Annotated in this window: 12 protein-coding genes; all 12 read left to right on the forward strand. The window is 37.0% G+C overall.

Annotated elements, in window-relative coordinates; all coding sequences use genetic code 11:
• The 12 genes from B5D30_RS09925 (at position 1) to B5D30_RS09980 (ending at position 15172) form a co-directional block, all read left to right on the forward strand.
• Positions 1-2745, forward strand: a complete 2745-nt coding sequence (locus tag B5D30_RS09925; RefSeq protein ID WP_078807921.1) for a DEAD/DEAH box helicase family protein — start codon at positions 1-3, stop codon at positions 2743-2745.
• 212 nt (positions 2746-2957) lie between these two features.
• Entirely contained in the window at positions 2958-4364 is a 1407-nt protein-coding gene (locus B5D30_RS09930) for a hypothetical protein (RefSeq protein WP_078807922.1), read from the forward strand.
• Positions 4365-4443: 79 nt separating this feature from the next.
• On the forward strand, positions 4444-5172 hold the full coding sequence (locus tag B5D30_RS09935) for a metallophosphoesterase (RefSeq protein ID WP_078807923.1): 729 nt from the start codon (positions 4444-4446) through the stop codon (positions 5170-5172).
• A gap of 119 nt (positions 5173-5291) precedes the next feature.
• Positions 5292-6323, forward strand: a complete 1032-nt coding sequence (tsf, locus tag B5D30_RS09940; RefSeq protein WP_078807924.1) for a translation elongation factor Ts — start codon at positions 5292-5294, stop codon at positions 6321-6323.
• Between the two features lie 59 nt (positions 6324-6382).
• Positions 6383-7861 carry a helix-turn-helix domain-containing protein gene (locus tag B5D30_RS09945; protein WP_078807925.1) on the forward strand — a complete coding sequence of 493 codons (1479 nt, stop codon included), beginning with the start codon at positions 6383-6385 and terminating at the stop codon, positions 7859-7861.
• A gap of 599 nt (positions 7862-8460) precedes the next feature.
• Positions 8461-9339: a diadenylate cyclase CdaA gene (cdaA, locus tag B5D30_RS09950; protein ID WP_078807926.1), complete on the forward strand. Its 879-nt coding sequence runs from the start codon at positions 8461-8463 to the stop codon at positions 9337-9339.
• Entirely contained in the window at positions 9336-10391 is a 1056-nt protein-coding gene (locus tag B5D30_RS09955; RefSeq protein ID WP_078807927.1) for a CdaR family protein, read from the forward strand. The genes cdaA and B5D30_RS09955 overlap by 4 nt, the downstream gene beginning before the upstream one ends.
• Positions 10392-10444: 53 nt before the next feature.
• Entirely contained in the window at positions 10445-11806 is a 1362-nt protein-coding gene (gene glmM, locus B5D30_RS09960; protein WP_078807928.1) for a phosphoglucosamine mutase, read from the forward strand.
• A gap of 123 nt (positions 11807-11929) precedes the next feature.
• Complete coding sequence (locus B5D30_RS09965; RefSeq protein WP_078807929.1) at positions 11930-12859, forward strand: 3'-5' exoribonuclease YhaM family protein; 930 nt, start codon at positions 11930-11932, stop codon at positions 12857-12859.
• Between the two features lie 255 nt (positions 12860-13114).
• Entirely contained in the window at positions 13115-13336 is a 222-nt protein-coding gene (locus B5D30_RS09970; RefSeq protein ID WP_078807930.1) for a hypothetical protein, read from the forward strand.
• Complete coding sequence (rlmD, locus tag B5D30_RS09975) at positions 13308-14681, forward strand: 23S rRNA (uracil(1939)-C(5))-methyltransferase RlmD (protein ID WP_078807931.1); 1374 nt, start codon at positions 13308-13310, stop codon at positions 14679-14681. Before B5D30_RS09970 ends, rlmD begins: the two co-directional genes overlap by 29 nt.
• Before the next feature lie 5 nt (positions 14682-14686).
• Positions 14687-15172, forward strand: coding sequence for a hypothetical protein (locus tag B5D30_RS09980; RefSeq protein WP_078807932.1), 486 nt, complete (start codon positions 14687-14689; stop codon positions 15170-15172).
• The last annotated feature ends 612 nt before the right edge of the window (positions 15173-15784 follow it).

Consider the following 15784-nt stretch of genomic DNA (forward strand, 5'->3'; position numbering starts at 1 on the left):
ATGGCGAAAAAGAAAAATATTCTCCCCCTACCACTCTGGGAGGAAATGAAAGAAAAAGACAACGATTTTACGTTTTCAGAACATGGTTGGGAATTGCCCGATTATTTGCGAAAAGACGGCTGTTTGAAACACGTTTTACGTGACTATCAAGAAACGGCAATTCGATTTTTCCACTATGCGATGAAAGACAACTATCGCACATTTTCTCATCTTTTATTTAACATGGCAACAGGAAGTGGGAAAACAGATTTAATGGCAGGACTTTTGCTTTATTGTTATCAAGAGTGTAAAATTCAAAATTTCTTATTTATCGTCAACACGCAAGGCGTGCTTACGAAAACGATAGATAACTTAACCAATCGACAAAGCGGAAAGTATTTATTTAATGAAACGATTGAAATGAATGGCGAAAGAATAACGATTGAAAAAGTTGAACGTTTTCCTGTTCATCAAGCGAAAAACACGATTTATTTAAAACTTGCTACCATTCAAGCAGTTTCAAGTGATTTATTTACAGTGAAAGAAAACAGTATGGGAAGAAGTAGTTATGAAAAAAATCCCGTGGTTATTTTAGGAGATGAGGCACATCACTACTCGGCAAGTACAAAAAGTGACAAGGAAAAAGAACAAACTTGGGAAAATGCGATTTATTCTATTTTAACCGCCAATGCTCAAAATAAATTGCTTGAATTTACTGCAACGATTGATTTGGATAACAAAAACACGTATGAAAAATATAAAGACAAGATTTTGTATAAGTACACACTTGATAAATTTATTTATGACGGCTTTTCAAAAGATGTGTTGCGTATTGAAACGAGTAGTACGGATAGAGAAAAAATGTTGGACGCTGTTTTACTTTCTCAACTAAGAAAAGATATTGGTAGACAACATGATGTGAATTTTAAACCGATTATTTTGTTTAAATCACAAAAAATCATACATTCACTTGAGGCGGAAAAAATGTTTCATGAAATGATTGAAAACTTAACCGTTGAAGAAGTGTATTCTTTTGTGAAACGTCAAAAATCGAAAGAAAACGGAGAATATACACCACTTTTAGCGAGTTATATACGCATTGAAAAAGCGTATGAAAATGGAGAGTTAGGAGAGTTGGTTGCTACTATTCAATGTGATTTTTCAAAAAAGAATGTACTAAACGCAAATGATAGCGACAGAGGTGGAAGTATGCTTGAAAAAGGAGACTATCAGGCACTGAATACCCTTGAAAGTCCAAATAATTTCTACCGTGTCGTTTTTGCCGTGGCAAAATTAACGGAAGGCTGGGACGTGCTTAATTTATTTGATATTGTTCGTTTATCTGAAAATGCGGACGGAAAGAAAGCACAGACTAATAGTGAAGCACAGTTGATTGGTCGCGGTGCAAGGTATTATCCATTCATTTATAATGGGAAACGCTCATTTACAAGAAGATTTGATAGAGAAGTTAAGAGCAATTTGAGACTTTTAGAAACCTTGCATTATCATACGGCGAACGAAACGCAATATTTAAAAAATCTCGTGCAAAGTTTGGAGGAAATGAACTTGCCAACAGGTCGAGATATTAAAATGCCAAAAGTTGAAGCGAAAGTAAAACCAGCTTTTAAGAAATCCGCAACCTACAAAGAAGGGAAACTTTACTATAATAAAGTAGAGCAAGTAGCAGATGATTTTTATACGGATATTGCAAAATATGGGATTGATAATACGCAAGACGTTACGATAAATCTCATTTCAACCAATAGAGAAATGAGATACAAATCAAAAGTACAGACAGAGGTGGATACAAAACTTGTTGCATTATTTGAAAACGGGATTGTACCAATAAGATTTTATAAAAAAGCTATGTCGAGAAATACGTTTTTCTATTTTGACAGGCTAAAACAAATTGTTCCTTGTCTTTCTTCTATGGCAGAATTTTTGGGAGAGAATTGGTTGAATGCAGAAAAAAGAAAAGTGTTTGTGACAATTCCAAAAAATATGTCGAGCAGAGAAATCAGTGCAGAACAAAAATTATTTGCTGTTGAAAAAATGTTGAAAAATATTGAAATGACTTTGAAAGCGAATTTCCAAAAGGCAAGAGGAACCAATGTATTTGCACCGATTCCGATAAATGAATTGATACAGGATTATAGTAAATATCCAACAAACAGAGACACAATGGAAAATTTTGCACAAAGAATTGACGGCTTTGCAATCAAAGAAGATTGGTTTGTGTACGACACTGCAATTGTCAATCAAACAGAAAAGGAATTGCTCGGAAAAATGGGCGTGCTTATTCGCAATTTAAAAGAAAAGGGGGAGTACAAAGAAGTCTACTGTTTAAGGCTGGATGAACAAAATTATTACAGAGATGAACACGGAAATAAATTATCATTGAAACTTCATCAATTCACAAAGCAAGAAGTACAGGATGTAGAAGTGTATAACGGTTTTATGCCAGACTTTGTTTTGTATGTTGACGGGAGGGAAATCATTCAAGTATTTGTCGAGCCAAAAAATGCAGAACTTGCGATAGGAAAAGACAAATGGAAGGAAGATTTACTCTTATCGCTTGAAAACGCTGAGATTGCGTTTGAGGATAGTGCTGAAAACGTGAGGTTACTGGGGGTTAAGTTTTATACAAATTCGGGGGAGAAAAAAGACGTGTATGGAACTTTTTCACAACTTGAAGAAATACTTGATTTACAAGAAATAAGAGAATACGAACAATCGTTGTTTGTGGCGGAAGAATGGAACGATTAGTTTATATGAAAATCCTAAGTTTGCTTGTTTGGAGTGGACTTAGGTTTTTTTTGAGAATGGCGGATTTGTAGTTTAGTCTCAAATTGAATATTTTCATTAAAAAAACAAGTTGTTTTAATAATTTCTAAAAAAAATGCTCTGAAAAATGAGCTTTTTTACTTTCGAGTTTTTTCTTTTGATACACTACCGTTGCTAAAGGAGTGTGTTAGGCAATGATGGAGAAAAAAATTGTTCTAAAAAAGCTGGAAGAGCGTGAGTTGAATGTGTTTACGCATTTGCTTGCAAAAGGCGGAAACTGTACTTTCAAGGAAATGAGCGAAGAATTGTTTTATGGGGTGGGCATGGTTCGCAGTGCAGTGGAACGTTTGCAGTTGAAAATTGAAACATTTTCTATGCAGGAGAAAATGACTCTTGAAGTGAACGGGCAAAAGGTGCTTTTTTCCTATGACAAGAAAGAGGACATTCAGTTATTTATTCAAAAATTTTATCAAGAAACAAATGGATTTCGTTTGTTTTCAGAAATCTTTCAAAATCCTGATTTTGTTATGCGAAGAGATATTGAAAAGCTCGGCATGAGCGAAACAGTCGGGCGAGAGTTATTGAAAGGTTTAAACGGAGTGAATCACTCGCAAGGAAGTCAATTGATTTCCAGAGGGTTGAATTTTACAGATAACGAACCACTTGTCAGAGAGCAACTTTTCCAATTTTGGTGGATGTTTCGTGTGCCAGAAGTCTGGGTGCTAAGAAGTGTTGACGAGGAAAAAGTGCGTACGTTTGTCGATTGTTTGACAGAGGTGCTTGGCTTTCCTAAACTGTCAAAAAGAAGTCTTGAACGGGTAATGTTGAAAGTGGGGATTCAATTTTTACGTGTGCAACAAGGCGAAATGATGAACGAGTATCAAAAAATGTACGGTGGATTTTATATTCGCATGGGCTTGGAGAGGCGAGTGTTAGATCTTTTAGATGATAAAGGACTAGACTTTTCTATCGAAGAGGTAAAACATTTATTCTTTATTTTATGTAGCGAGAGGATTGAATGGTTTGAAGATGAGTTTCTTTGTGAGGAATTGGAAAATGCAAATAAACTCTTTTGTTCGTTTGTAAACAAAGAATGGATGATGCTTGAGCAAAGTAAGCGAGAGAGTATTTGTCAAAAAACAAAAAGTTTACTTTTCCGTGTAATGGTGCTAGGGCAAACGACTCTTTCGATACAAAATGTTAACGATTATCAAAAAAGTTATGAAAATTTATTTGGTGAATTGAGTGAGATTTCTTTTTCATTGCTTGAAAAATTGGAGAAAAAAGAAATTCGTCCGATAAAACTTGTGGCGAGTATTTTTGATGAGATTGAAGAGGAAATTCAAGAGTTGCGATTGATAAAGATTTTCATTGAAAAAGAAATTGACTTGTTGATTAAACGGAGAATTATTGAAAGAATCAAACAACAATTGTCCTATAAATATCCAATCAAAATTGTCACAGAGCTAGAAGAAGAAGTTACAGTTACGGTATCAATGGAGGAATGTGGCAAGGAAAACACGGTGTGTGTCAGCAAAAATCTAACGGAAGAAGACTTGAGCAAGATTGAAACTTGTCTTCAACTTCAGATGAAATATTGAATGAAAGAAGGAAACTATTGCCACAGTTTCCTTTTTTTGAGAAAATAGAGGGGATGATAGAAAGAAATGGAGCGGAAAGATGAAAGATAAATTTTTTGTTATTGGTGATATTCATGGCGAGCTGGAGATGATGAGGGAGATTCTCGAGTTTTGGCGGGAGGATGTGGAGCAACTTGTTTTTTTGGGGGATTTATGTGATAGAGGAGAAAATGCCAAACGTTGTTTTCTTTTGGCGAAAAAATTGGTAGAGGAGAAACAGGCGATTTACCTTTTGGGCAATCATGAACGAATGTTTTTGAATTTCATTGAAGACCCTGAAAGTGAGTTTTCACGGTTGGTTTATTTTGAAAATGGAGGGCGTGAAACGCTTGAGAGTTTCTTTTTCAAAGGTGTCATGGAAGAATATTCGTTGACGGAGTTGGCGATGATGTTACGGAGTCAATATGGTGAGTTGATTCAATTTCTCAAAGAGCGACCACTTTATTTTGAATGGGAACAGTATATTTTTGTCCATGCAGGAGTAAATTTGCGAGTATCTGATTGGAGAGAAAGTACGGAAAAAGATTATTTATGGACGAGGAAAGACTTTATTGCAGACAAAAATAACACGGGAAAAATTATTGTTTTCGGGCATACGATTACAGCTTATTTAAACGGGGATACGAAAAATATTGACATTTGGCAAGAAGATGGAAAAATTGGTATTGATGGCGGAGCAGTATTTGGCTTTGTTTTGTACGGTGTTACCTTTACCAAAGAAGGCATAGAGACCATTCACTCCGTTGAAAATCCGAAAAAACGCTTGTAAAATATTATTTTTCTGTAAGAAATTGAGAAATATAAAATATCTAGCATGATTTACTAGACAGAACGAGGATAACCCTGTAAAATATACTTCGTATGAATTTGAATTGGAGGAATCTTGAAATGGCAGTTACTGCAAAACAAGTAAAAGAATTACGTGATCGTACTGGTGTAGGTATGATGGACGCGAAAAAAGCGTTAGTTGAAGTAGATGGAGATATGGACAAAGCAATTGACCTTCTTCGTGAAAAAGGAATGGCGAAAGCTGCGAAAAAAGCAGACCGTATCGCTGCTGAAGGTTTGACAGGTATTTTTGTTGAAGGAAATATTGCAGCAGTAGTAGAAGTGAACTCTGAAACTGACTTCGTTGCGAAAAACGATCAATTCGTTGCTCTTGTAAACGAAACAGCAGAAGTGATTGCGAAAAACAAACCAGCAAACAATGAAGAAGCGTTGAAATTGACGATGTCAAACGGGAAAACAATGGAAGAAGCATATATCGAAGCGACTACTGTTATCGGTGAAAAAATTGACTTCCGTCGTTTTGAAATCGTGGAAAAATCTGATAGCGAAGTATTCGGAGCATACAAACACGGTGGTGGACTTATCGGTGTTATCACTGTTGTTGAAGGCGGAGAAGAAAAACTTGCGAAAGATTTGGCAATGCACATTGCTGCAATGAAACCACAAGTATTGAGCTACAAAGATTTAGACCCTAACTTTATCGAACAAGAAGTTGTAGCGTTGAAAGCTCGTCTTGAAATTGAAAACGAAGACCGCAAACGTACTGGAAAACCATTCTTGACGATTCCAGAATACGGTTCAGAATTACAATTGACTTCTGAAGTTTTAGTAAAAGTAGAAGAAGGTTTGAAAGAAGAATTGAAAGCTCAAGGCAAACCAGAAAAAATCTGGGACAAAATTTTGCCAGGTCAATTAGACCGCTTTGTTCGTGACAACACTCAAATTGACCAACAATACACATTGCTTGCTCAACCATACGTGTTGGACGACAGCAAAACAGTAGCGAAATTCTTAGAATCAGTCAATGCGTCAATCAGAATGTTTGTGCGTTTTGAAGTGGGCGAAGGTATTGAGAAAAAAGAAGATAACTTTGTAGAAGAAGTTATGGCTCAAGCAAATATGAACAAATAAGATAAGCGAACGCGGTCAGCTGATGATCGCGTTTTTGCTTAAAACGGGGGATTTTAAAAATGGAAGGGAAAACAAAACATCTTATTTTAAGTAATACAGAATGGAAAATGTTTGTCTTACTTAATTTTTTGATGAATAAGGCAGATAGAAGTGCAACACTTGAGGAAATCAAGCAACATACAGGGATTCCAGAAACGTCTATTTCGTATTATCTGGAAAAAATTTACAACGTTGTCGAGGAAGTCGGCAATAATGAAGAAATCAAAATTTATAAAATAGGTCCTTTTTTGCACTTAGAGGCAAAAAGTCCAGTTTCGGTTAATATTTTGCGGAAAAATTATATTGCCAATAGTTTTTTCATGTATTTTCTTCAGGAATTGTATCATCACCGCTTTTCCAATTTGATGAAAGCTGCAGATGAGCGGTATATCAGCTATGACACAGCCAAGCGTGAACTTGTAAAGTGTAAAAATTATTTTTCCGTGTATGACTTGTCGCTTTTTCCAAAAAAACGAGTGGAAAATATGCTCGAAGGTTCTGAAGTGCAAATTCGTTATATGTATTTTTGTACGGTTTTAACCCAATTTGGCTTTGATTCCAAACGATTTTTTGAGCGAAAGAATGTTTCTCTTGAGAATTTTTTAGGGAATTTCCAAGGAAAAATACCAACTTCAAGCTATATGAAATTGGAAATTTTTTATCAAATTTGCTTGGATAGAGCAAAAGCTGGAAAACTGTTAGGGGCAGATTTTCATCTGCCACATCTTTTTGATGATCATTGCGTAGACAAGCAGGAGTTTTTTCATCAGGCGAAGTGTTTATTTGCTGGTTTTCGTTTGACGGAGGAAGAATTGCGGAAAGAATGTGAATTTTTGCATTTTATTTTCTATACGCTCGTTTTTGAGCCGCTTGGAAATGTTCGAGAACCTGAAAAAATGGAGAATTATACAGAATTTGAGATTTACACTCAAACGCTTGAGAGATATTTTGAAACAAAATTAACAAAAAAAGAGCGTTTCTTTGCGTATTTTATGCTCAATAAATGTTTAGCATGGTGTGAAACATTTCACGTAAATTTTGCGTTTCCGTCGTTAACTTTGGAAAAAAGAAGAATTGAAGAATTAAATCCGAAAAAAATGTACTTGTGGGAAAAGACGATTACATCGTTGAAACAAGAAAAATCTCTGGGAAAATTTTTTCAGCACAATCAAAACTTAGAATTTTTCCTTTTAAGAATTTGCAATACGATTTTTTTTCACCGCAAAGAACGGTGTAAAGTGTTTTTTCTCACATACTCGACGACATTTCAATATACGGCAATGGAAAAATTGCAAGAACGATTTTTGAATCTCTCGCTTGAGTTTACGACAAACATAGAAGAGGCGGACGTGATTATTACAAGCGTAGACCTCCCCAAGCAAAGAATAAAAACGCCTTTTGTTTGCTGGATAAACGTTCCATTTGACACAAATGATTGGCAACATATCGAGAAAATGTTTAATGCTTTTAGCGAAAGGAGGTATGGCTTAGATGAATGATAAGGCATATTTTCCTTTTCCAGACTAAAAAATGCCCAGAGCTTGTGTTGTTTTTTTGTTAAGATAATGCTGTTGGAAAAATTGTCCAGTTTTTTCAACAATTAGCAAAAGCAAAGGATTTTCAACGAAGGCATACACTATGGCGAAGAACTGTTTTTGCGTTTGAAAAGAATTTTCTATGCATTATACTTTTTGTGTTGGGTAAAGTAGAAATTTTACGGTATAGAAAAGGCGTTAAAAGACGAATGTCTAGGGGATTTAATGCCATTCATTTTCAACGCATAGGGAGAGCGAAAGTTACGTTCGTTGAAATTTTATCTATTGGATTCCTTGAGGTTGGAGAAATTCTCCGCCTCGGGCTTTTGCCGTTCATTTTTTCTTCTTCCTGCTTCAGTTGTGAAACGGAAGTTTATATATTTTTGTAAATCCTTCAAACAATTTCGAACCCCACTTCGAGATTGCTTGGAGGATTTTTTGCTTAGGCTTCTAAAAATTAGAAAGAGCGTTCAAAATAAAATTCCCAAAGGATAATTTTTTTACAAAAAAGTGTACTGTGTTATACTAGATTTAGAAAAAATACGCAGAGAGGACAAAAAACTATGGATTTTTCACAAATATTTACATCAGAATTTTGGCGGAATATTTTCTCTGACAATATCTTTTCTCTGCATTTCTTTGTAAATATATTGGATGTCTTGGTCGTTTGGTTTTTAATATATAAATTGGTGCAAATGCTACAAGGAACAAAGGCGATTCAGCTGATAAAAGGGGTTGTGCTGTTCTTTGTTATTCGTGTGTTATCTGAAATGATTGGTCTAACCACGATTACGTGGGTGATGAATCAAGTCATTACTTATGGAGTGATTGCAGGGATTGTTATTTTTCAGCCAGAAGTACGCAAAGCATTGGAGCAATTAGGTCAAAGTGCCAATTTGAAAATGAAAAAAGATCACGCTACTGAGCATTTGATTGATAGTTACAAAAAGGCAGTTGAGTACATGAGTAAGCGAAAAATCGGAGCCTTGATTACGATTGAGCGAGAACGTGATTTGAGCGAGTACATCAGTACAGGGATTCCATTAGATGCCGATATTTCTGGAGAATTGTTGATTAATATTTTCATCCCGAACACGCCACTTCATGACGGTGCAGTAATTGTGCGAGAGGGAAAAGTGGTGGTTTCATGTGCCTATCTTCCTTTAACGGAAAATATAAATATTCCAAAGGAATATGGCACAAGGCATAGAGCAGCGATTGGGATAAGCGAAGTAAGTGATGCACTTACGATTGTCGTTTCAGAGGAAACGGGAGGCATTTCCATTACAAAAAGCAATCAATTTCTACCACATTTGGATATGGAAACTTTTGAAAATATTTTGCGAAGTGAATTGATGCCAAAAGAAGTGGAAGAAAAACTAAGTCTTTTCCAACAGCTCGAACGCAATATTTTGAAAAAGAAAAGAGGTGGAAAAGCATGAAAGATTTCATGAACTCAAAGCCTTTTTATCTAGTGCTTAGTTTATTGCTTGCGATTTTGCTGTTTTTCAATGCAAATTCCATGCTCAAACGAAATTCCGCACCCAATGAGGTGCAAGGTGAAATGTTTAACGCAGATATTCACAGCGTACCAATTCAGCTGAAATATGATACATCTAAATATTATGTTTCTGGCTATAATGAAGAGGCAAGTGTTTATTTGAGCAGTTACAACCGAGTTCGATTGGACGCTGAGCGAAATGAGGCGACGAGAACTTTTACGTTAGAGGCGGATTTGTCGAAGAAAAACGTTGGCACATACGACATACCTGTACGCATTGTCGGTTTATCAAATGCTGTGACAGCAGACGTAGAGCCTAAGACGATTTCTGTTACGATAGAGAAAAAGGAAACGAAGATGTTCCCAGTCAAAGTCAATGTTCCAGAAAGTCAAATCAAAGAAGGTTATACGATGACGGATACCGAGTCCTCTCCACAAAAAGTAGAGATTACGACAGGTAGCGAGTCGATGAAACTCATTGACCACATTGAAGCAGTTTTGCCGAAAGATTTGAGTCTTGACCATGATTATACTGGTGAAGTGGGAGTTCGAGCGGTGGACAAAAACGGTCAGGAAATCAACATTGTTGCACGACCGCAAGTAGTCAATGCCACCATTCACGTGCTTGCACCAAGTAAAACGGTAGACATTTTGCCAACACAAGCAGGCGTTTTACCAAAAGACGTTTTGCAGTATAATTTCACGTTGTCAACGCATACGGTTGAAATTTCTGGTTCGCCAGAGGAATTGGCGAAAATTGATGTCATTCACTTGCCAATAAAAATTGACGGCATTACCGAAACAACGAAAAAATTGATTCCAATCAATCAAGATTTGTATTCAGTAACACCAAGTTCTATTGAAGTGACGATAGAGCCTGTTAAAAAGCCACCTGACAATACAACGAACTCGTCAGCTGGCAATTCAAGTAGTCAAAAATCAACTCAAGGAAGTAGTCAGTCAAGTACTACAACGACGACTTCAAAGGAATAGGGAAATGAAGTGATGTAATTTGCATTTCATTGCTAGAAAAAGGAGCATTAAAAATGGGTAAATATTTTGGAACAGATGGCGTTCGTGGTGTCGCAAACGTCGAATTAACACCAGAGTTAGCATTCAAACTAGGTCGTTTCGGTGGCTACGTGTTAAGCCAACACGAAGAAGAAGGCGTGACGCCTCGAGTATTAGTAGGGCGTGACACACGCATGAGCGGTCAACTTTTAGAGCAAGCATTAATTGCTGGACTTTTGAGTGTCGGAATCGAAGTATTTCAACTAGGGGTTATTTCAACACCCGGTGTCGCTTATCTTACTCGTACACAAAAAGCAAGTGCAGGGGTTATGATTTCTGCAAGTCATAATCCAGCTGCTGATAATGGCATCAAATTTTTCGGAGCAGATGGGTTCAAATTGGTTGACGATCAAGAACTTGAAATTGAAGCTTTGCTTGATGCAAAGGAAGATACACTTCCACGTCCGTCAGCAGAGGGCTTAGGAACAGTTGAACAATTCCCAGAGGGCTTGCAAAAATATGCACAATTTCTTGTCAATACCATTCCAAGTAAACTTGACGGTTTGACTGTGGCAGTTGATGCGGCAAACGGTGCGACAAGTACGTCTGTCAATCAAGTATTTGCTGATTTAGGAACAGATTTTTACACAATGGGAACAAAACCGAATGGTTTGAATATCAATGACGGTGTAGGTTCTACACATCCAGAGGCACTTGCCCAATTTGTATTAGAGAAGAAAGCAGATGTAGGGCTTGCCTTTGACGGAGACGGAGACCGTATTATTGCAGTTGATGAACTTGGGAATATTGTTGACGGGGATAAAATCATGTTTATCTGTGCAAAATTCCTAAAAGAAAAAGGACGTCTTGCACAAGATACGATTGTTACAACGGTGATGAGTAATCTTGGGTTTCATAAAGCAGTTGAATCTGTTGGTATGAAAGATGTCATTACAGCTGTTGGTGACCGCTATGTTGTCGAAGAAATGCGTAAGAGCCATTATAATTTTGGTGGAGAACAAAGTGGACACATGATCTTCCTTGACCACAATACAACAGGAGACGGAATGTTAAGTGGGATTCAACTTCTCCATGTTGTCAAAGAAACTGGAAAAACACTTTCACAACTTGCAAGCGAAGTAGTCACTTATCCACAAAAACTCGTCAATATTAAAGTGGAAAATGCAAGTAAAAATAACGCAATGGACGTGCCAAAAATTAAAGAAATTATTGAACAAGTCGAAAGTGAAATGAACGGCAATGGACGCATACTTGTTCGCCCTTCTGGAACAGAGCCACTCTTGCGTGTAATGGCAGAGGCACCAACACAGGAATTGGTTGACAGATATGTAGATACAATCGCTGATGTTGTGCGTGCGGAAATTGGGATTGCATAGTAACGAAAGAGTGGATAAACTAGGATAAAGTGCAAAAAAGTAGATAAAAAAACTTCGAGCGGACATTCGTTCGCTCGTGAGTTTGTTTGTTTCCGAAAGTGATGAGAAGAGAGGTGAAGATGAATGGAGATAAAGGAGTTTCAAGAGGGACAAAGTGTTGATTTTCATGCGTTGATAAAGTCCATTTCTTTGAGAGAAACCAAGACAGGAAAAGAGTACGGGGCTGTTGAGTTGACCGATAGGAGTGGTGCGATTTCTGGGAATTTGTGGGACATTACGGATAAGCAAAAAAGTGAGTTAACTTCAGGAGTTGTCGTGCATATTACGGGTGTAATTAGCAGTTATCAAGGTAAATTGCAAATCGGTTTTCAATCAATTCAGCCAACGAGTGAAAAAGCACAGGAGTATGTTGAGGCGGCTCCTGCTGATTTGGAGAAGGTGATGAACTACTTGACGGAGTTCATTTCTTCGATAGAAAACAAACATTGGCGAGTGATTGCAGAGAAAATTTTTGAAAAACATGAGGAGAAATTCCGCGCCTATCCAGCAGCCGTCAAGGTACATCACGCATATGCAGGCGGTCTTGCTTACCACACGAGTACAATGCTTATAAAAGCACAAGCAATCTCGAAATTTTATCCGTGGTTGAACAAGGAGTTGTTGTGCGTAGGTGTTTTGCTACATGACATAGGAAAAGTGCTTGAAATGCCGGGACTTTTTGGTGAAAATTATACGACTGAAGGCGAATTACTTGGACATTTGGAGTTGTTGCTTGAGGAGATTGTCGAAATTTGCGTAAGAGAGGACATCAATCATCATGAAGAGGATGTTTTATTGCTCAAGCACATGGTTGCCTCTCATCATGGAAAACTAGAATGGGGAACCATTAGTACACCACGTATTCCAGAGGCTGCATTGCTCCACATGATTGATAAAATGGATGCAGAAATGGAACAATATAGAAAAATTTATGAAGTGTTGCCAAAAGGCGAATGGACAACAAGTAAAGAATTTTTCTTGGGCAATACACGTGTGTACCGTGGAAATATTTAGGGATTTTTAGAAGAAAAAGCGTGGCACGATTGGCATTGTGGCACGTTTTGTGTTGGTAAAGGAAATACTTGGTTATTTTAAATGAGACTGTGTATAATATAGATAATAAGGAATATAAAAGACAAACTATGTACGTTTGTTATAGATTACGCACGGTTGACCGTATAAAATCTCTTGAAAGCGGAGTAGTTGAATAAAGAACTAAGAAAGGTGATTTTACAAATGGCATATAATGAATCAAGGAAATTATCAACAATGAAATACAGAAAAAAAATGAGGGTTGAGAAACCTTTTGAGTCAAGGAAACTTGATAATAAGAGCAAGGCACGCACATTTATCCGTAAGTACGCAGACGTATCAGACTTGCAAGAATTGATTTCATTTGCGAGTTCACGTATAGATGAATTGCAAAAAGAAGAATTAGAGAACAAGAAAGCAGGTGCGGAGAATGGTGAAATTACCTGTCCAGAAAAATGAGCAGCTTACGGTGGACATCATTGACTTGACACATGAAGGGCTAGGAGTCGCTAAAATAGAGGGGTATCCGTTATTTATTGAAAATGCTTTGCCGAATGAACGAGTAAATGTCCATGTTTTGCAGACAAAGAAAAAGTTTGGCTATGCAAGAGTGTTGGAATGGCTAGAAAAATCTCCCTATCGTGTAGAAAACGCTGATAATGCACTTATTCGCACGGGAATTGCTCCGCTTATGCACTTAGAATACAGCGAACAGCTGAAATTTAAACGTGAGCAAGTGGTAAATGTTATGGAAAAAATAGCTAAAATGCCTGATGTACCAATTCTTGAGACGATTGGCATGGAAAGAGCGACACATTATCGCAATAAAGCACAAATTCCTGTTCGTTTGTTAAATGGTGAACTTGAAACAGGTTTTTATCGAAAAAATTCTCATCAACTTGTACCGATTGAGGATTTCTTTATTCAAGATGAAAAAATTGATGAAATCGTAGTGAAAGTTCGTGACATTTTGCGAAAATTCAAGGTGAAACCGTACAATGAAGAAAACAATACAGGTGAAGTTCGCCATATAATTGTTCGCAAAGGTCATTATTCAAAGGAAATTATGATTATTTTGGTCACGAGAAAGGCGAAATTGATGACAATGCCTTACATTGTCAAGGAAATTATTCGTGAAATTCCAGATGTAACGAGCATTCTTCAAAACATTCAACCTGAAAAAACGAACGTTATTTTAGGGAGAGAAAATCGCCTTTTGCATGGAAGTGAAAAGATTGTGGATGTTCTTCTTGGCAACAAATTTGAAATTTCCTCTCAGTCTTTTTATCAAGTGAATACTGAAATGGCAGAAGTTCTTTACCAAAAAGCGATAGAATTTGCCAATTTAAAAGAGGAGGATGTGGCAATTGATGCGTATTGCGGCATTGGCACGATTGGGCAAAGTTTTGCAAAAAAAGTCAAAGAAGTCTACGGTGTGGAAATTGTTCCAGAGGCGGTGGAAGATGCCAAGAAAAACGCTGTGAGAAACGGTTTAACCAATTGTCATTATGAAACTGGGAAAGCAGAAGTAGTAATGCAAAAATGGCTAGAAAACGGCATCCGCCCGAATGTAATTTTTGTTGACCCTGCGAGAAAAGGATTGGAGGAGAGTTTTATCACTGCAAGTGCTAAAACCAATCCAGAGAAAATTGTATATATATCTTGCAACCCCAGCAGTTTTGCTCGTGACGTGAAGAAGTATGCAGAATTAGGGTATTTTTTGGAAAAAGTATTGCCGGTGGATTTGTTTCCGCAGACGTATCATGTTGAGTTGGTGGGGTTGATGTCTCGCAAGAAAGGATGATTACAATGGGAAATACTGAGCTATTATCTGCTTTAATCCGTGAACAATTTGCTTATGAACAATTCAAAAAATTATATCAAATAAAGGGTGTTGATTATAGCAAAGTAATTCAGACAAATTCAAAAGATTACTTGGTAAGAGAATGGACTGCCAAAGATTATTTAAGTGATATTGTTTATTGGCATGAAAGTTTTGCCAGAAATATTTCCGATATTTCTTTAAATAGACAGCCAAATGTGATTAGATTATCGCTAAGAGAAGCAACTAAACAAGGAGTTGATTCTAATAAGGACAGTTCAGTATCACAATTATTAAGACGATTGTCTAAAGCACAAAAAGATATTGAAAGTCATGTTTTTAATGATAAAATTGATGTGATTCCTTACCGAAAAGGGAGTCGAGAATATAATAGAGTTGAATATTTAGATATTCGTACAAGTGAATTTAATTGGCATTTTTGGGCGGTGTTACAGTCAATGATCAAGATATAGTTTAGATAAGATGACAAGGATTGATGTCTAAGTAGAAAAGCCTTATATTAAGGGGATTGAAGAATTGAGAGAATTTGGATTTTGGTTCAGGTTCTCTTTTTTTAGTTTGTGGGAATATATCGAGGTTTGATTTTTCGGGAGGGTTGACACTACAAGATTGCTTTTGAGGTAGGGTGTTGCTACAAAAAAAGATAACACAAACGTCTCAGAACCAGCACCTGTTATGGGAGAATCGCCGTATACCGAACGGTACGTACGGTGGTGTGAGAGGGGCGGAAAGCTAGTTGGCTTTTCTCTCTACTCGATTACATGAACCCCTTAATTTATGGTAAAATAAAAATCAAAACCTCATGTTTAGAAACTTGAATAGTGAAAAAAATATCTCCAAAGACCAGAGTTCAGAAAGAAAAAATGTAGAAAAGACTTCGAACAGGCGAAGTTTGCGAGTGACCTCGCTTGGCTGTAGCGAATCGGAAGTCAAGTTTCAAGATTTCACGAAGAGAAATCGTAGAAAAGACTTCGAGCAGACGAAGTTTGCGAGTGACCTCGCTTGGCTGTAGCGAATCGGAAGTCAAGTTTCAAGATTTCACGAAGAGAAATCGTAGAAAAGAC

The organism is Pilibacter termitis (assembly GCF_900167335.1).
Lineage (GTDB): Bacteria > Bacillota > Bacilli > Lactobacillales > Streptococcaceae > Pilibacter > Pilibacter termitis.